Origin of the sequence: Micromonospora sp. NPDC005979, from assembly GCF_040614415.1 — a bacterium.
Taxonomy (GTDB): Bacteria; Actinomycetota; Actinomycetes; order Mycobacteriales; family Micromonosporaceae; genus Micromonospora.
Window position 1 is genome coordinate 261,197 of the sequence record NZ_JBEXUR010000005.1, and the last position, 14,609, is coordinate 275,805.

Annotated in this window: 11 protein-coding genes; 2 read left to right on the top strand and 9 right to left on the bottom strand. The window is 72.8% G+C overall.

Annotated elements, in window-relative coordinates; all coding sequences use genetic code 11:
- Window positions 1-6: 6 nt before the first annotated feature.
- From ABZ272_RS11620 to ABZ272_RS11650, 7 genes are all read right to left on the bottom strand, one after another.
- Window positions 7-561, bottom strand: coding sequence for a dihydrofolate reductase family protein (locus ABZ272_RS11620; RefSeq protein ID WP_355049845.1), 555 nt, complete (start codon window positions 559-561; stop codon window positions 7-9).
- 73 nt (window positions 562-634) lie between these two features.
- A complete protein-coding gene (locus tag ABZ272_RS11625) occupies window positions 635-1,213 on the bottom strand; it encodes a hypothetical protein (protein ID WP_355049846.1) in 579 nt (192 codons plus the stop codon).
- A 17-nt stretch (window positions 1,214-1,230) separates the two neighbouring features.
- On the bottom strand, window positions 1,231-3,066 hold the full coding sequence (locus tag ABZ272_RS11630) for a prolyl oligopeptidase family serine peptidase (RefSeq protein ID WP_355049847.1): 1,836 nt from the start codon (window positions 3,064-3,066) through the stop codon (window positions 1,231-1,233).
- Window positions 3,067-4,845, bottom strand: a complete 1,779-nt coding sequence (locus tag ABZ272_RS11635) for an N-acetylglutaminylglutamine amidotransferase (RefSeq protein WP_355049848.1) — start codon at window positions 4,843-4,845, stop codon at window positions 3,067-3,069.
- A gap of 98 nt (window positions 4,846-4,943) precedes the next feature.
- Window positions 4,944-7,610, bottom strand: coding sequence for a carboxylate--amine ligase/circularly permuted type 2 ATP-grasp protein (locus ABZ272_RS11640; RefSeq protein ID WP_355049914.1), 2,667 nt, complete (start codon window positions 7,608-7,610; stop codon window positions 4,944-4,946).
- A 225-nt stretch (window positions 7,611-7,835) separates the two neighbouring features.
- Window positions 7,836-9,242, bottom strand: coding sequence for a cellulase family glycosylhydrolase (locus ABZ272_RS11645; protein ID WP_355049849.1), 1,407 nt, complete (start codon window positions 9,240-9,242; stop codon window positions 7,836-7,838).
- Between the two features lie 102 nt (window positions 9,243-9,344).
- The gene (locus ABZ272_RS11650; RefSeq protein ID WP_355049850.1) at window positions 9,345-10,208 is read right to left on the bottom strand and encodes a hypothetical protein; all 864 of its coding nucleotides are present in this window, start codon (window positions 10,206-10,208) and stop codon (window positions 9,345-9,347) included.
- A 197-nt stretch (window positions 10,209-10,405) separates the two neighbouring features.
- Here ABZ272_RS11650 and ABZ272_RS11655 point away from each other — a divergent pair, with 197 nt between their 5' ends.
- Window positions 10,406-11,383, top strand: a complete 978-nt coding sequence (locus ABZ272_RS11655; protein ID WP_355049851.1) for an aldo/keto reductase — start codon at window positions 10,406-10,408, stop codon at window positions 11,381-11,383.
- Between the two features lie 19 nt (window positions 11,384-11,402).
- On the opposite strand, the gene ABZ272_RS11660 is transcribed toward ABZ272_RS11655, so the two are convergent.
- Window positions 11,403-12,146: a DUF2071 domain-containing protein gene (locus ABZ272_RS11660; protein ID WP_355049852.1), complete on the bottom strand. Its 744-nt coding sequence runs from the start codon at window positions 12,144-12,146 to the stop codon at window positions 11,403-11,405.
- A 221-nt stretch (window positions 12,147-12,367) separates the two neighbouring features.
- A complete protein-coding gene (locus tag ABZ272_RS11665; RefSeq protein ID WP_355049853.1) occupies window positions 12,368-13,501 on the bottom strand; it encodes an epoxide hydrolase in 1,134 nt (377 codons plus the stop codon).
- Window positions 13,502-13,565: 64 nt separating this feature from the next.
- Here ABZ272_RS11665 and ABZ272_RS11670 point away from each other — a divergent pair, with 64 nt between their 5' ends.
- Window positions 13,566-14,585 carry a YafY family protein gene (locus ABZ272_RS11670; protein WP_355049854.1) on the top strand — a complete coding sequence of 340 codons (1,020 nt, stop codon included), beginning with the start codon at window positions 13,566-13,568 and terminating at the stop codon, window positions 14,583-14,585.
- Window positions 14,586-14,609 lie beyond the last annotated feature (24 nt).

Sequence of the window (14,609 nt, forward strand, 5' to 3'; positions counted from 1 at the left end):
CGACGGTCAGGCGGCGCTCTTCGGCCGGTACGTCGCGACGATCACGCCGCTCTTGTGCACCCGGGTGTCGACCAGGTCGAACGACGCCGTGAAGTCGTTCAGCGGCGTCGTCACGCTGGGCGCGCCCTGCAACACCGGGTGGATCCAGAAGCGGACCTCGTCCACCAGGCCCGCGTCGACGAGCTGGGCGGTGACCGAACCGAAACCGTACTGGATGATGTTCCTGCCGTCCTGGGCCTTGAGCTTGCGGACCGCCTCGACCAGGTCGCCCTGGAGCACCTCCGTGTTGTTCCAGGTGGGGTCGGTGAGGGTGGTCGAGGCGACGTACTTCTTGACGTTGTTGAAGTAGGCCGCACCGGTGGTCGGGTCGCTCTCGTCCTGCTGCGGCCAGGCGACGGACATGCCGTCGTAGGTGGCCCGGCCCATCAGCATCGCGTCGGCGGCGTCGGTCAGCTCGCCGGCGAGGCCCATGGCCTCCTCGTCGAAGTACGGCGCGGTCCACATCGGGTTCTCGATGACGCCGTCGAGGGTGATGTAGGTCGAGTTGACGAGCTTGCGCATCAGATTCTCCTGGGTGTCGGTCGTGTGCTCCGGTGACACCCAGGACACTGCCCGGCCCCGCTTACGATTCGCTTCAGGTGCCCTGACCAGGGTCCGAAAGCGGGTCCGGAAGCGGGTCGACCAGCGGCTCCACCAGCGGAATCGGCAGCGCCTGCGTGGCCGCCGTGCCGCCACCGGCCGAGTGCGCCGGCGCGGGCCGGTCGTCGACGCGGCTGTGCAGCCGTCCGCGCCCGGCCGGTCCGGGACGTCGGGTGACCTCGACGGTCACCATCGCCACCGGTGGTGGCGGGACGGTGAACCGGCCGACGCCCCAGCGCACCCAGATGGGGATCCGCCCGGCGTCCGCCTCCGCGGTCAGCTTCTGGACCGTACGGGCCCGGTCGGTGTGGTCGACCTCCAGAACCACCGGCGGCCCGTCCGGGCGGGCGCACGCCACGTCGAGGACCGAGTGCCGCTGCTGCATCGGCGGCGGCAACGGCAGCACGCTGGGTGCCCGCCGGTAGACCCGCCAGCCCTGCGCCCCGGCCCACCGCACCACCGCGTCGATCACCAGCGCCGTGACCTCGTCGGTGTCCAGGTCGACGAAGGTCAGCTCGGCCAGGGACCGGCCCAGGTCGGCGGCCAGCCGCTCACCCTGCGCCGTGACGTCCACCGGCGCAGGATAACGCCTCAGCCGAGGGTGATCACCGTCGTGGCGAGGTGCCGGGTCAGCCAGGAGGTGGTGGCCGTGCGCGCCGCCTCGGCGTTGTCGCGGGCCAGGAAGTCGTGCCCCTCACCGGCGAGCACGAGGTGCCCGTGCGGCACGTCCCGGGCGGCCAGAGCCTGCGCCACCTGCGCCGACTCCCCGGCCGGGACGTTGGTGTCGTTCGCACCGTGGATGAGCAGCACCGGCACGTCGAGCTGGTCGATACGGGTCATCGGCGACAGGTCCCGCAGCAGCTCGGCGTCGCGCACCGGGTCGCCGTACTTGCTGACGGCGGCGGCGGCGATCCACGGCTCGGTGCCGGCGTAGAAGGTGCGGAAGTCGGAGATGCCGCACTCGGCCACGCCGGCGGCGAACAGGCCGGGGAAGTTCACCAGCACCGCGAGTACCAGGTAGCCGCCGTAGGAGCGGCCCAGGCAGCCGAGATGGCCCGGGATCGCGACGCCGCTGTCGACGAGGTGCTCGGCGCACGCCGCCACGTCGGCGATGGCGCCGTACCGGCCGGCGAGGTTGTCGGCGGTGACGAAGGAGCGGCCGAAGCCGGACGAACCGCGCACGTTCGGCGCGAACACCGCGACGCCCTGCGCCACCAGGGCCTGGAACAGCGGGTTGTAGCCGGGGCGTTCCTGCGCCTCCGGACCACCGTGCAGACTGATCGCCGTCGGCCAGGGGCCCGGGCCGGCCGGGCGGTAGAGCCAACCGGACAGCGGCAACCCGTCGTGGGCGCGCAGGTCGACCAACTGCGGCGCGACACCCGGGCCACCCGTACGCGCGGCGTCGGTGTCCGGCCGCAACGGGCGCGGATCGCCGGTCGCCAGGTCGACCAGCCACACCTCCCGGGGCTGCACCGGCCCCTGCGCGGTGACGCAGAGCAGGTCACCGCCGTCGGCGAAGACGGCGTCGCTGAGCACCTCGCCGGGGGCGGTCGCGGCCCGTTGGACGCCGCTGGTCAGGTCGCACAGGCTCAGCTCGCTGCGCCCGCCGTAGGTGTTCCACAGCAGCGCGGCCCGCTCCCGCCGGGCGTCGAGCGCGACGTGCTCCAGCTCCGCGTCCGGCCGCGCCGCGACGCGGGTCGGGGCCAGGGTCGGTCGCGCGAGGTCGACGCGCACCACCGCCGCCAGCTCCGAGAACGCGTCGGTACGCGCCAGCACGCTCGTCCCGTCGGGGCCGAACCAGCCCTGGTCGGTGCTGCCCCGGCCGGTGTCCGGCAGCAGGCGTACCCGGTCGCCGCTGGTCACGTCCAGCAGTTCCAACCAGCGGGCGTTACGGGGGCCACGCCGCAGCAGGGCGGACCCGCCGTCGTCGGTGACGTCCAGGAGGGCGAGCAGGTCGTCCTCGGCGAGCACCCGCCGGTGCCCGGTCTCGGCGTCGATGAGTACGGCGGCGCTCCGCTCGGCGCTCTCGGTGACCGCCATCAGCGCGCCGCCGGGCAGCCACCGGGACAGGCTCGCGCTGCGGCCGTCGAAGCCGGCGACCTGGCGGAGTCCCGTACCGTCCGGGCGCAGCACCCACAGCTCGGTGCGGGGCGCGCCGCCGGGCGCGACGACGCAGGCCAGCCACCGCCCGTCCGAGGACCAGCTCACCGAGAGGACCGGCTCGTCGCCGCCGGGCAGCGCGACGGCCTCGACGGCGTCCACGTCCCGGACCCAGACGGCCGGGGTGCCCGCCCGGTCGGACACGTACGCCACCCGCCGGCCGTCGGGCGACGGCGCGGGGGCGAAGTCCTCGCCGGGGGGCGGGGTCACCGCCGGCCGGTGCCGCGCGGGGCGGGTCCGGCGCGGCACCTCGGTCCGTACGCTCATCTAAACCCCGATCCGCTGCAACCAGAGCTCCAGCAGCCCGAGCTGCCAGAGCGCGTTGGAACCCAACGTGGTCCGCTGGGCGTTCGGCGTGTCCAGCAACTCCTCCAGGTAGTCCTTGCGGAACAGACCACGCTCACGCGCCGGGCGGGCGGTCAGCGCGTCCCGGACGTCATCGAGCAGCGGGCCGGAGAGGTGCCGGATCGCGGGGACCGGGAAGTAGCCCTTGGGCCGGTCGATCACCTCGTCGGGGACGATCCCCCGGCTCGCGGCCTTCAGCACACCCTTGCCGCCCAGGGCCAGCTTGAGCGCCGGCGGACAGGCGGCGGCCAGCTCGACCACCTCGTGGTCGAGGAACGGCACCCGGGCCTCCAGCCCCCACGCCATCGTCATGTTGTCGACCCGCTTGACCGGGTCGTCGACGAGCATCACCAGGCTGTCCTGGCGCAGCGCCGCGTCGAGCGCGGTGTCCGCGCCCGGCGCGCCGAAGTGGGCGGTGACGAACTCCAGGCTCGCGTCGTGGTCGAGCATCCACTCGGGCGCCAGGTGGTTGGCCAGCGCGTCGTGGCGACGATCGAAGAACACCCGGGCGTACGCCTCGACGGCGTCCTCGCGGGAGACGTTGGCCATCGGCGGATACCAGTCGTAGCCGGCGAAGATCTCGTCCGCGCCCTGGCCCGACTGGACCACGGTGATCCGCTTCGAGACCTCCTCGGAGAGCAGGTGGAACGCCACGCAGTCGTGGCTGACCATCGGCTCGCTCATCGCCGCGATGGCGTCGTGCACGGCCGGCACGAAGCGGGCGGCGTCGATGCGGATCTGCTGGTGGTCGGTGTCGAAGTGGCGGGCGATCAGGTCGGAGTAGTGGAACTCGTCGCCGGTCTCCCCCGCCGCCGCCTCGAACCCGATGCTGAAGGTGGCCAGCCCGGTCTGGCCCTGTTCGGCGAGCAGGGCCACGATCAGGCTGGAGTCGAGGCCCCCGGAGAGCAGCACCCCGACCGGCACGTCGGCGACCATGCGCCGCCGTACGGCGGTCCGCAGCGCCGCCATGATCCGTTCCTGCCACTCCTCGGCGGACATGGCCGGCGCGGCGGCGCGGTTGAACTCGGGCCGCCAGTAGACGGTGTCGGTGCTGCGGCCGTCGGCGGTGATCACCCGCACGGTGGCGGGCGGGAGCTTGCGGACGCCGGCCAGGATGGTGCGCGGTGGCGGCACCACCGAGTGGAAGCTCATGTAGTGGTGCAGCGCCACCGGGTCCAGGTCGGTGTCCACGTCACCGGCGGCGAGCAGCGCCGGCAGCGTCGACGCGAACCGGATGCGGCCCGGCGTCTCGGCCAGGTAGAGGGGTTTGATGCCGAGCCGGTCGCGGGCCAGCACGAGGGTGTTCGTGGCCAGCTCGACCAGGGCGAAGGCGAACATCCCGAACAGCCGCTCGACGCACGCCGTCCCCCACCGGTGGTACGCCTTGAGGATCACCTCGGTGTCCGACGTGGACCGGAAGGAGTAGCCGGCGGCGGTCAGCTCGTCGCGCAGCTCCCGGTAGTTGTAGATACAGCCGTTGAAGACCAGGGCGAGGCCCAGCTCAGCATCGACCATCGGCTGGGCGCCGGTGTCGGACAGGTCGATGATGCGCAGCCGGCGGTGCACCAGCGCCGCCGGACCGTGCTGCCACCGCCCCTCACCGTCCGGGCCGCGGGAGGACAGGACGGGGAGCATCCGCTCCAGGGCCGCCAGGTCCGGTGACGCCCCGTCGAGGCGGAACTCGCCTCCGATACCGCACATGGCACACACCTCTCATCGGCTCGGTCCGCTCGGGCCGCTGACCGGTCCAGGCTTGGTGGACCCGGTTGCGTCCCGATGACATCCGCATCAAGCGTGGGTTACACCGAGGGTTCTCCGGCTCCGCCGAGCAGCCAGGTGTCCTTCGACCCACCTCCCCGCGACGAGTTGACGATCATGCTGCCGGCCGGCGCGACCCGGGTCAGGGCCACCGGCGCCACCTCCGCAGTCTCGCCGAGGAACACGAAGGCCCGCAGGTCAACGTGGCGAGGCGCGAGAGCCGTACCGTCGAAGACCGGGTGGGTGGTGAGCGTGACCATCTCCTGGGCGATCCACCGGTGTGGGGCGGCGAGGATCTGCTCCCGGACGGCGTCCAGCTCCTCCGCCTCGGCGCGCGGGCCGATCACCACGCGGTCGCCGCCGTACCCGTCGACCGGCTTGAGCACCAGCTCGCCGAGCCGGCCCAGCACCTCGGCGCACTGCTCGGGCACCCCGCACAGGTACGTCGGCACGTCGCCGAGCAGCGCCTTCTCCCCGAGGTAGTACTCGATCAGCCGGGGCACGTACGCGTACAGCGCCTTGTCGTCCCCGACGCCGTTGCCGAGCGCGTTGGCCAGCGTGAGCCGCCCGGCGTGCACCGCCGCGAGCAGCGGCCAGCCCAGCGGCACACCGTCCGCGCCCGGGGCGTGCAGCAGGGCCTCCTCGTCCATCCGCAGGTAGATCACGTCCACCGGGCTGCGGTGGCCCTCGGTGACCATGTGCACCCGGCCGTCCTGGACCAGCAGGTCACCGCTCTCGGTCAGCGGCACACCCATCTCGTCGGCGAGCAGCCGGTGCTCGAACCAGGCCGGGTCACCCGGGCCGCTGCTGAGCACCACCACGGCGGGGTCGTCGGCGGCGGCCGGCGCGGCGGCGACCAGCGCCCGGCGCAGCATCGCCGGCGTCTCGTCGGCGGGCAGCAGGTCGTCGGGCACCGGCAGCTCGGGCAGCACCGCCTGGGTGAGCCGGCGGTTCTGCACGGCATAACCGATGCCCGAGGGCACCCGCAGGTTGTCCTCCAGCACGTACCAGCCGCCGTCGGGGTCGCGTACGAGATCGGTTCCGGACACCTGGGCGCGCGTGCCGTGTCGGCCCATGAGCGCGCCGGTCGGGCGCAGCCCCGGCGAGGATTCCACCACCCAGGCCGGTACGACACCGTCGGCCACCACCGCCCGCTCGGCGTAGACGTCGCGCAGGAACGCGTCGAGCGCACGGGCGCGCTGTACCAGGCCGGCACGCAACGTCCGCCAGTCGTCGGCGGGTACCACCCGGGGCACCAGGTCCACCGGGAAGAGGCGGGTGCTGGCCTCGCCGGCCACGCTGAAGGTCACGCCCCGGGCGCGTTGCTCCTCGTCCCGGTCGTGCTCGCGGTGGCGCAGGCCGACGGACCCGAGGGCGCGCAGGGCGGTGAGCAGCGGACGGTACACGGACGTCGGCCCGGCCGGGCCGAAGACCTCGTCGCCGGCGTCGACGTACGTGGGCAGCGCGGGCGGGGGCGTCGCCCCGGGCAGGGGGGCGCGCACCCGGCCCCGGGTCTCGTCGAGCAGCAGGTCGACCACGTCGGCCAGCCGGCCCCGTCGCTCGTACGCCCGTCGCTGTCGGGCGGCGGAACTGCCCCGGTCGAGGGCGTACCGGGTCAGCTCGCAGACCTGCTCCCAGTCGCCGGTCGCCTCCAACTGGGGGCGCAGGTCGGCCACGAGGCGGCGGACCGCCTCGGCGGCCGGCACCGGCCGCGCCGAGCGGGGCAGGTCGAGCAGGTCACCTTCGAGGCCGGAGCGGGCGGCTCGCCACACGGCGGCGCGCAGCACCGGCGGCCGGACGGCGGTGCGCTCGACACCGGCGCGCAGGGCGGCGACCTCCCGCCGCACGAGCGCCCGGAACAGGCCGGTGAGCAGGACGATCGTCTCGACGTCGGCGTTGGCGTCGGTGATGCGCAGCTCGACGGTGGGCACGTGCGCCGACGGCCGGACGTCGAAGTAGATCATGGCGGGGTCGGTGATGGTCTCGGACGAGATCAGCTCGGCGACCAGGGCCTCGTGGTCGGCCGCGCTGGTCACCTCGCCCGGGTCTCCGGCCGTGGGCCAGCGCTGCCAGACCAACGAGCGGACGCTGGCGTAGCCGCTGTCCTGGCCCATCCAGTACGGCGAGCTGGTGGAGAGGGCGAGCAGCACCGGCAGCCACGGCTGGACGCGGCGGGTGACGGCCACCGCCAGGTCCCGGTCGGAGACGCCCACGTGCACCTGCGCGCCGCAGATCAACTGCTCGCGGGCGAGCAACTGGTACTCGTCGACCATCCGCCGGTACCGCGAGGTGGGGGTGACGCTCGGGTCGCCGTCGGCGCGCAGCGGCACCGTACCGGCCGCCACGATGCCCAGCCCGGCCCGGTCGGCGACCTGGATCGCCGACTGCCGCAGCCGGGTCAGTTCGGCGCGGATCTCGTCCAGGGTGCGACAGACGGCGGTGTTGGTCTCCACCACGCTACGGTGCAGTTCGGCGGTGAACGACGTGGCCGGTAGCCGGTCGAGCAGTTCGCCGGCCCGGGGCACCAGCTCCCGGGTGTGCAGGTCGACGACGTGGAACTCCTCCTCCACGCCGAGGGTGGCGAGGTCCGCCGGGTCGTCGTGCCCCGGTGGGACCGGAGCCGGACGGGACGCGGGCACGGCCCGTCCGTTGCCGGACCGGCCCACCGGCCCGTCGAACGTCGCCGCGTTCGTGGTGTTGTCGACCATGGTCACCCCGGTTCGCGTGTCGGTGGTCTCGACTGTCCGACGAGCGTTCCCAGGCTTGGTACCGAGGGTGTTTCCGGCACGTTAAGGTGACGCGCTGTTCCGCCTCGTGGTCACCGGCCCCTCTGATCACCTTCGGACAGCGACGAGCGGCATGCCGCCCGGTCATCGTTCTGACCGCGCGACACACCGCTCGTCCTTCGTGCGCGCCCTCCCGGGGCGACCGGGTCAGCGCATGTTGGCCACCACGAACGGCGCGTGACCGTGCAGGTAGTTGTTCCATCCGCCGGTCACCGGCGCGCCGGGGCTGAGCAGGTTGGTGGTGTCGGTGCCGACGTCGAGCTTCCAGGCGGTCCAGGAGATGCCGTTCGCCCTCATCCAGTCGATCCAGGACTGCGCCTCCGGCAGGCAGGCCCGGCCGTCGAGGCCACCGTCGGCGTTGCTGGCGCCCCACTCGGTGACGAACAGGGCCAGGCCGGCCCGGATCGCCGCGTCGCCCTTGGTACGCAGCGACGCGCCGTGGGTGCAGGAGTAGAAGTGCAGGGTGTACATGAGGTTGGTGCCGGAGAGCGGGCTGGCCGCCGCGGCGTCCACGTCCTGCGACCACGTCGGCGTTCCGAGCACCACGATGTTGTCCGGGTCGGCGGCGCGGATCGCGGAGACGACCGCCTGGTGGTACGGCTTGATGACGCCGGTCCAGCTAAACTGCAACGGCTCGTTCCACGTCTCCCAGATGACGTTGGGCAGGTGACCGTAGCGGCGTGCCAGGTCACCGAAGAACGCCACCGCCTGGGACTGGTTGTTCTGCGCCTCGTGGGCGTGCCAGTCGACGATCACGTACACCCCGGCGCTGACCGCGTTGTTGATGATGGTCTCCACCTGCGCCCGCGCCTTGTTCGGGTCACTCAGGTACGCCCCGGCCGGCTCGACGCCCATCGCCGCGCGGATCACCTGGAGGTTCCAGTTGTCCCGCATCCACCGCAGCGCGGACAGGTTCTCGGCGTAGGGAGCGGTCTCCCAGTTGAGCCACATGCTGCTGACGCCACGCAGTTGCACCCGGGCGCCGCTCCGGTCGCACATGGTCGTACCGCAGACCCGGAGCTGCCCGTACCGCTCGACCGGCGTACCGGTGGTCGGCGGCGGAGTCGTGGGCGGCGGGGTGGTCGGCGGCGGGGTGGTCGGTGGCGGAGTGGTCGGCGGTGGCGTGGTCGGCGGTGGCGTGGTCGGCGGCGGAGGCGCGCTACCGGAGCAGGACACACTGTTGCCGTTGACGGTGCAGTTCACCGGCGTGCCCGAGCCCTCGACGAGGAAGCCGAACGACGTCGACGCGCCGGCCGCGAGGGCGCCGTTCCACGACACGTTGCTGAACGTGTAGTGGCTGCCGGAGGTCACCTGCTGGGCGTTCCACGACTGGCTGATGCGCGACCCGGCCGGCAGGTCGAATTCGACCCGCCAGCCGCTGATCGGCGCGGAGGTGTCGTTGGTGACCGTGACCTGGCCCTGATAGCCACTGCCCCAGCTGTTGGTCACGGAGAACGCGGCGGTCGCCGCGCTGGCCGGCGTGGCGATCGTCGCCACCGCGCCGGCGAGCAGGCCGGCGACGGCCAGCGACGTGACAAGTCTCAGTGTGCGCATGCGGAACCCGCTTCGGATCGACGGTGATGGTCTGCGGCGGGGCGGCGCCTTCGCGCACAGTATCGATCGTTGACGATGTCCATGCAAGCCGGGCCGGACGGCTCAGCGCCGCCATCCCCAGCGACGCGAACCGGCCGCGCCCCGCGACCCACCCTTCTCCCGGGCCAGCATCTCGGCCGCGACTCGCAACTTCTGGGCCGGCTCGGCGGCGGCCGGACCCAGCGTCTCGACGAACCGGTTGCCCATCGACAGCACCATGGCCGCCCGGTCCAGGTCACCGATCAGGACCAGGCACTGGGCGTACACCCCGTAGGTGTTGGCCATCTCCCAGAACGACAGCGGACGTGCCATCTCCAGCAGACCCTGCCGCAGCTCACAGGCCCGCGACGCCGCCAGCGCCGCCTCCTGGGCGCCCTCGGTCGGCGACGGCCGGGTGAGGTGCCGGTGCAGCAGCGCGACCGCCTGGTTGTGGTAGGCCGTCCCCATCGCCTCCCGGGTCCGCGGCCCGGCGGACGGGGGCGACCCGGCGGAGGTCAGGCCCACCGTCACGGCACGCTCCAACAGGTCCCGTCGGGTGGCGGGCTGACCGGCGGCGAACGAGACCTCGGCCAGATCCACGAGCGCGGTGATCAGTTCGGCCAGGGCCTCGTCCCGGGGCGTGGCGAGCACGCTCGCGAACTCGGCCGCTACGGCGTCGTACACCCGCTCGAAGACGACGACCGCCTCACCGCCGGGCGCCATCGCGTCGGCGGCCCGGCCCCGCGCGGACAGCAGCATGCTGTGTCGCCACAGCGCCCGGGCCAACTGCTGCTGGTCCTCCCGCGCCGCCCGACCCGGCTCCCGCACGGCCTCCCGGTACGCCTCGATCACCCGGGCCCAGAGCCGGTCGGCCTCCGCCCACGTCTCTTGTCGCGTCGAGCGCTCCCGCGCCTGCTCGAACAACCGTCGCCGCTCGTCCGGTCCCATGCCGCCTACCGCCCTTCGCGCCAGCCCCCAGCCCACACCGACAAAAGCAGTGAGCATTGTCGATTCTAGGTCGAGCCGATGGTCACCACCCGGGCCCACGCCGGGGGTGTGGGCGGCACCGCCGTCACTGGGGTGCGGTCACGATGCCGCACCCGGCCAGGACGGCGAGGGGCGGGCAACGGTCGTAGCGTGGGGTCATGCGAACCACCACGCTGGGCAGTGCGGGGCCCGAGGTCGGCGTCATCGGTCTCGGGTGCATGGGCATGAGCCACGGATACGACATCACCGGCCCTCGCGACGACGACACCTCGATCTCCGTGATCCGGCAGGCGCTGGAGCTGGGCGCCACGCTGATCGACACGTCCGATGTGTACGGGCCGTACACCAACGAGGAGCTGGTCGGGCGGGCGCTGGCCGGCGGGCCCCGGGAGCGGGCCGTCCTGGCGACGAAGGTCGGGCTGGTCGCGACGTCCCCGACCGGCGGCCCCGGCAACTCACCGAAGATCGGCAACAACGGCCGGCCGGAGCACATCCGGGCGGCGATCGACGACAGTCTGCGCCGCCTCGGCACCGACCACGTCGACCTCTACCAACTGCACCGCGTCGACCCCGAGGTGCCCATCGAGGAGTCCTGGGGCGCGATGGCGGAGGTCGTCGCGGCGGGCAAGGCGCGACAGATCGGCCTGTCCGAGGTGACGGTGGCCCAGATCGTACGGGCCCAGGCGGTGCATCCGGTGGCGTCGGTGCAGTCCGAGCTGTCGCTGTGGACCCGGGACCCGCTGACCGAGGTGTTGCCGTACTGCGCCGCGCAGGGCATCGCCTTCCTGCCGTTCTCGCCGCTGGGTCGTGGTTTCCTCACCGGACGGTTCGCCTCCTTCGACGACCTGCCGGCCGACGACTTCCGACGTGGACTGCCGCGCTTCCAGCAGGACGCGCTGCGCGCCAACCTCGCCATCGTCGGCCGGGTCCGGGAGATCGCCGACCGGGCCGGCGTCAGCCCCGCGCAGGTCGCCCTGGCGTGGGTCGTCGCCCAGGGGGACCAGGTCATTCCGATCCCCGGTACCAAGACCCCGAAGTATCTGGTGGACAACTGCGCGGCGGGCGACGTGCGGCTCGGCGCGGAGGAGCTCACCGACCTCGACGCCCTGCCCGCCCCCGAGGGCGGCCGGTACTGAGCATCCGGCGGCCCGGCGTTCAGCCGGGCCGCCGGAGCGTCACCGGCCTGCCGAACCGCACCCCGACACCTGGCGAGTAAAGCACGCTGACCGGCGGGCCAACCGGTGCCGGCAGCCCGGCGGCGGCGACCAGCCCGTCGTCCAGGTGCAGGAGTTCGGCCCGGTGCAGCGGCCAGCGGGGATGCCAGTTCGGCAGGTGCAGCGTGCGACCGTACGCGTGGGTGTGCAGCCCCCACCGGGCGGTGAGGAAATGGTCCAACGGGGTGGGGTCGGCGATCGGCTCCCCCACCCGGACCGCCATCCGGCTCGTCGTACCCGCCGGGCCGGGCCAGCGACGCCGGCACCGGTAGGTGAGTCGGTCGCCGTCGCGGTCCAACCGCATCGACGACCAGAGGTACGGCAGACGCAGCGTCGCCCGTGCCACCAGCACCGGCACCAGTCGGGATGCGTCGAGCGAGCGGAACACGACGGCCCGTCGGCCGGTGTCGTCGACCGAGTAGAGCCGGACGTTCGTCTCAGCGAAGGTACCGAAGTACGGCACCCCCGGGCCGCGACCGAAGCCCAGCCCGACCATCCGGAAGCCGATCAGCCCGACGAAGCTCACGCCGTCCAGCGTGTCCGGACGAGTGCCGGCGGGCAGCAGCGGCGCGACGAGTTCCGGAGCGACGGCCCAGTGCAGGAAGGTGAGGTCCTCCCAACGCTGCCGCAGGATCGTCTGGACGAAGGCTCGCCGGGGCGCGTCGTCGACCGGTTCGATGTCCACGCCCTTCATCTTGACTCAGGCGTGCGGACCGACAGGCACTCCGGCGACGGTTCCGAAGCCCGACGGACAGTTCGGCGGTGGCGGCGACCTGGGCGTGCCCGCCACACATCACGGACACCACGTCGGCGACGCGGTCGACGTCCGCCGTGGTGTCCGGTACCGGGTCGTGAGCCGGTGCCGTGCCAGACGTCGGGCGGACACCCGCGCCCAGCTCAGGTCGGTCATCGCAGGCTCGCGAAGAAGGCGCGGATGTCCGCCGCGTGCGCCAGCGGCTCGTCCATCGCCACGAAGTGACTGCCGGGGTTGCCCTGCGGCCAGTGGACGATGGTGTTGTCCCGTGCGGCCAGGCGGCGCATCAGCGCGGTCCCACCGCCGTAGACGCCCGACGGCACCCGCCGCTGACCCTGGGGCCAGGCGAATCCGCCGTCGTCGGCGAGGGTGAGCCGCTCGTACATGGGCCACGAGGAGGTTCCCGATGTGCCGGTGAACCAGTAGAGGCTCACGTTGGTGAGCAGATGGTCCCGGTCGATGGCCTGCTCCGGTGTCGGTACCGTCATGGTGAACTCCTTGAACTTCTGCATCATCCAGGCCAGCAGCCCGACCGGCGAGTCGGTCCAGGCGTACGCGAAGGTCTGTGGCGCGGCCCGCAGCAGCGCGTGGTGGTCCACCCCACCGCTCATCCACCGCCGCATCTGTTCCCACTCGGCGCGTTCCGGCTCGCTCAGGTCCGCCACATCGGCGGCGGTCGGAAAGCCGAATCCGCCGTCGATGTGCACGCCTACCACCCGCTCCGGGGCCACCGTCGCCACCCGGGGCGCGACGTAGGCGCCGAAGTCGCCGCCCTGGGTGCCGTAGCGGTGGTAGCCGAGGCGGGCCATCAGCTCGGCCCACATCCGGGCGAGCCGGTCGATCGTGAACCCGGCCGGTGGCGCCTGCGAGAAGCCGAAGCCGGGCACCGACGGCACCACCACGTGGAACGCCTGCGCCGGGTCCCCGCCGTGGGCCCGCGGGTCGGTCAACGGGCCGATCAGCTCGGTGAACTCGACCACCGAGTTCGGCCAGCCGTGCGTCAGCAGCAGCGGCAACGCGTCGGGTTCCGGCGAGCGTACGTGCAGCAGGTGCACGTCCAGGCCGTCGATCTCGGTGACGAACTGGGGAAAGTCGTTCAGGCGCGCTTCGTGCGCCCGCCAGTGGTAACCGTGCGCCCAGTGCTCGGTCAGCTCGCGGAGGTAGTCCACCGGCACCCCTCGGTCCCAGCCGGCGCCGGGCAGCGAGCGGGGCCACCGGGTGCGGGCGAGCCGGTCGCGCAGGTCGTCGAGGTCGGACTCGGGAATGTCGATGCGAAACGGCGTCATGCCGGCAAACGCTAGGGCCGATATAGGTCAGGATCTGGCACACATCACTGGCATGGTGAAAACCATGTCCGACACTCCCGCTCGACTGCTGGGCCTGCTGTCGCTGTTGCAGACTCCCCGGGAGTGGCCCGGCAGCGAGCTGGCCGCCCGGCTCGGCGTCAGTCTGCGCACCATTCGCCGCGATGTGCAGCGGCTGCGCGACCTCGGTTACCCGGTGCAGGCGACGATGGGCGTGATCGGCGGATACCGCCTGGTCGCGGGCAAGGCGATGCCGCCCCTGTTGCTCGACGACGACGAGGCGGTGGCGATCGCGGTCGGTCTGCGTACCGCCGCCGGTCACGCGGTGGCCGGCATCGAGGATGCCTCGGTGCGAGCCCTGGCGAAGCTCGAACAGGTGCTGCCGTCCCGGCTGCGTCAACGCGTCCGGGCGCTGGGGGCGGCCACCGAACCGCTGCTCACCTGGGGCCCGCCGACGGTCGACCCCGAGCACCTGAACGCCCTGGCCGCCGCCGTCAACAGCCGCGCGCAACTGCGGTTCACCTACCGCCGTCGCGACGGCGTGGACGGCGAGCGGCTCGTCGAGCCGTACAAGCTGGTGTCGGCGGGCCGGCGCTGGTATCTGGTGGGCTACGACAACGATCGCGCTGACTGGCGGATCTTCCGGGTGGACCGGATCACCGGCCAGCGGCCCACCCGCACCCAGGTCGCCGCCCGTCGACTGCCGGCCACCGACGCCGCGTCGTTCATGGCGGAGAAGCTGCGCGAGCTGACGCCCGTCTACCGGGCGGTGGTGACGCTGCACGCCCCGGTCGAGCGGATGGCCGGCCCGCTGGGCGCCGGGGTCGACCTGGAGCCGATCGACGGCGTCTCGTGCCGGTTGCGCAGCGACGCGGACACCCTGGAGTGGCTGGCGTGGCGCCTGCTGACCCTCGGTTGCGACATCGACGTGCACGAGCCGCCGGAGTTGATCGCGTACCTGCGGCAGATCGGCACTCGCGCCACCCGCGCCGCCAGCCCCCAGGCCGCGGAGCGGACCGCCCCGCGCCCGGCCGGGACCACGCCGGCCCGCCGTACGCTTGAGTGAGCAGAAGTGTTCAGAACAGGCGGT

Excerpts from the sequence above, each read along its gene's own strand:
- ABZ272_RS11620 (WP_355049845.1), bottom strand. The coding sequence starts at position 561 with ATGCGCAAGCTCGTCAACTCGACCTACATCACCCTCGACGGCGTCATC.
- ABZ272_RS11630 (WP_355049847.1), bottom strand. The coding sequence starts at position 3,066 with ATGAGCGTACGGACCGAGGTGCCGCGCCGGACCCGCCCCGCGCGGCAC.
- ABZ272_RS11635 (WP_355049848.1), bottom strand. The coding sequence starts at position 4,845 with ATGTGCGGTATCGGAGGCGAGTTCCGCCTCGACGGGGCGTCACCGGAC.
- ABZ272_RS11640 (WP_355049914.1), bottom strand. The coding sequence starts at position 7,610 with ATGGTCGACAACACCACGAACGCGGCGACGTTCGACGGGCCGGTGGGC.
- ABZ272_RS11645 (WP_355049849.1), bottom strand. The coding sequence starts at position 9,242 with ATGCGCACACTGAGACTTGTCACGTCGCTGGCCGTCGCCGGCCTGCTC.
- ABZ272_RS11650 (WP_355049850.1), bottom strand. The coding sequence starts at position 10,208 with ATGGGACCGGACGAGCGGCGACGGTTGTTCGAGCAGGCGCGGGAGCGC.
- ABZ272_RS11655 (WP_355049851.1), top strand. The coding sequence starts at position 10,406 with ATGCGAACCACCACGCTGGGCAGTGCGGGGCCCGAGGTCGGCGTCATC.
- ABZ272_RS11665 (WP_355049853.1), bottom strand. The coding sequence starts at position 13,501 with ATGACGCCGTTTCGCATCGACATTCCCGAGTCCGACCTCGACGACCTG.
- ABZ272_RS11670 (WP_355049854.1), top strand. The coding sequence starts at position 13,566 with ATGTCCGACACTCCCGCTCGACTGCTGGGCCTGCTGTCGCTGTTGCAG.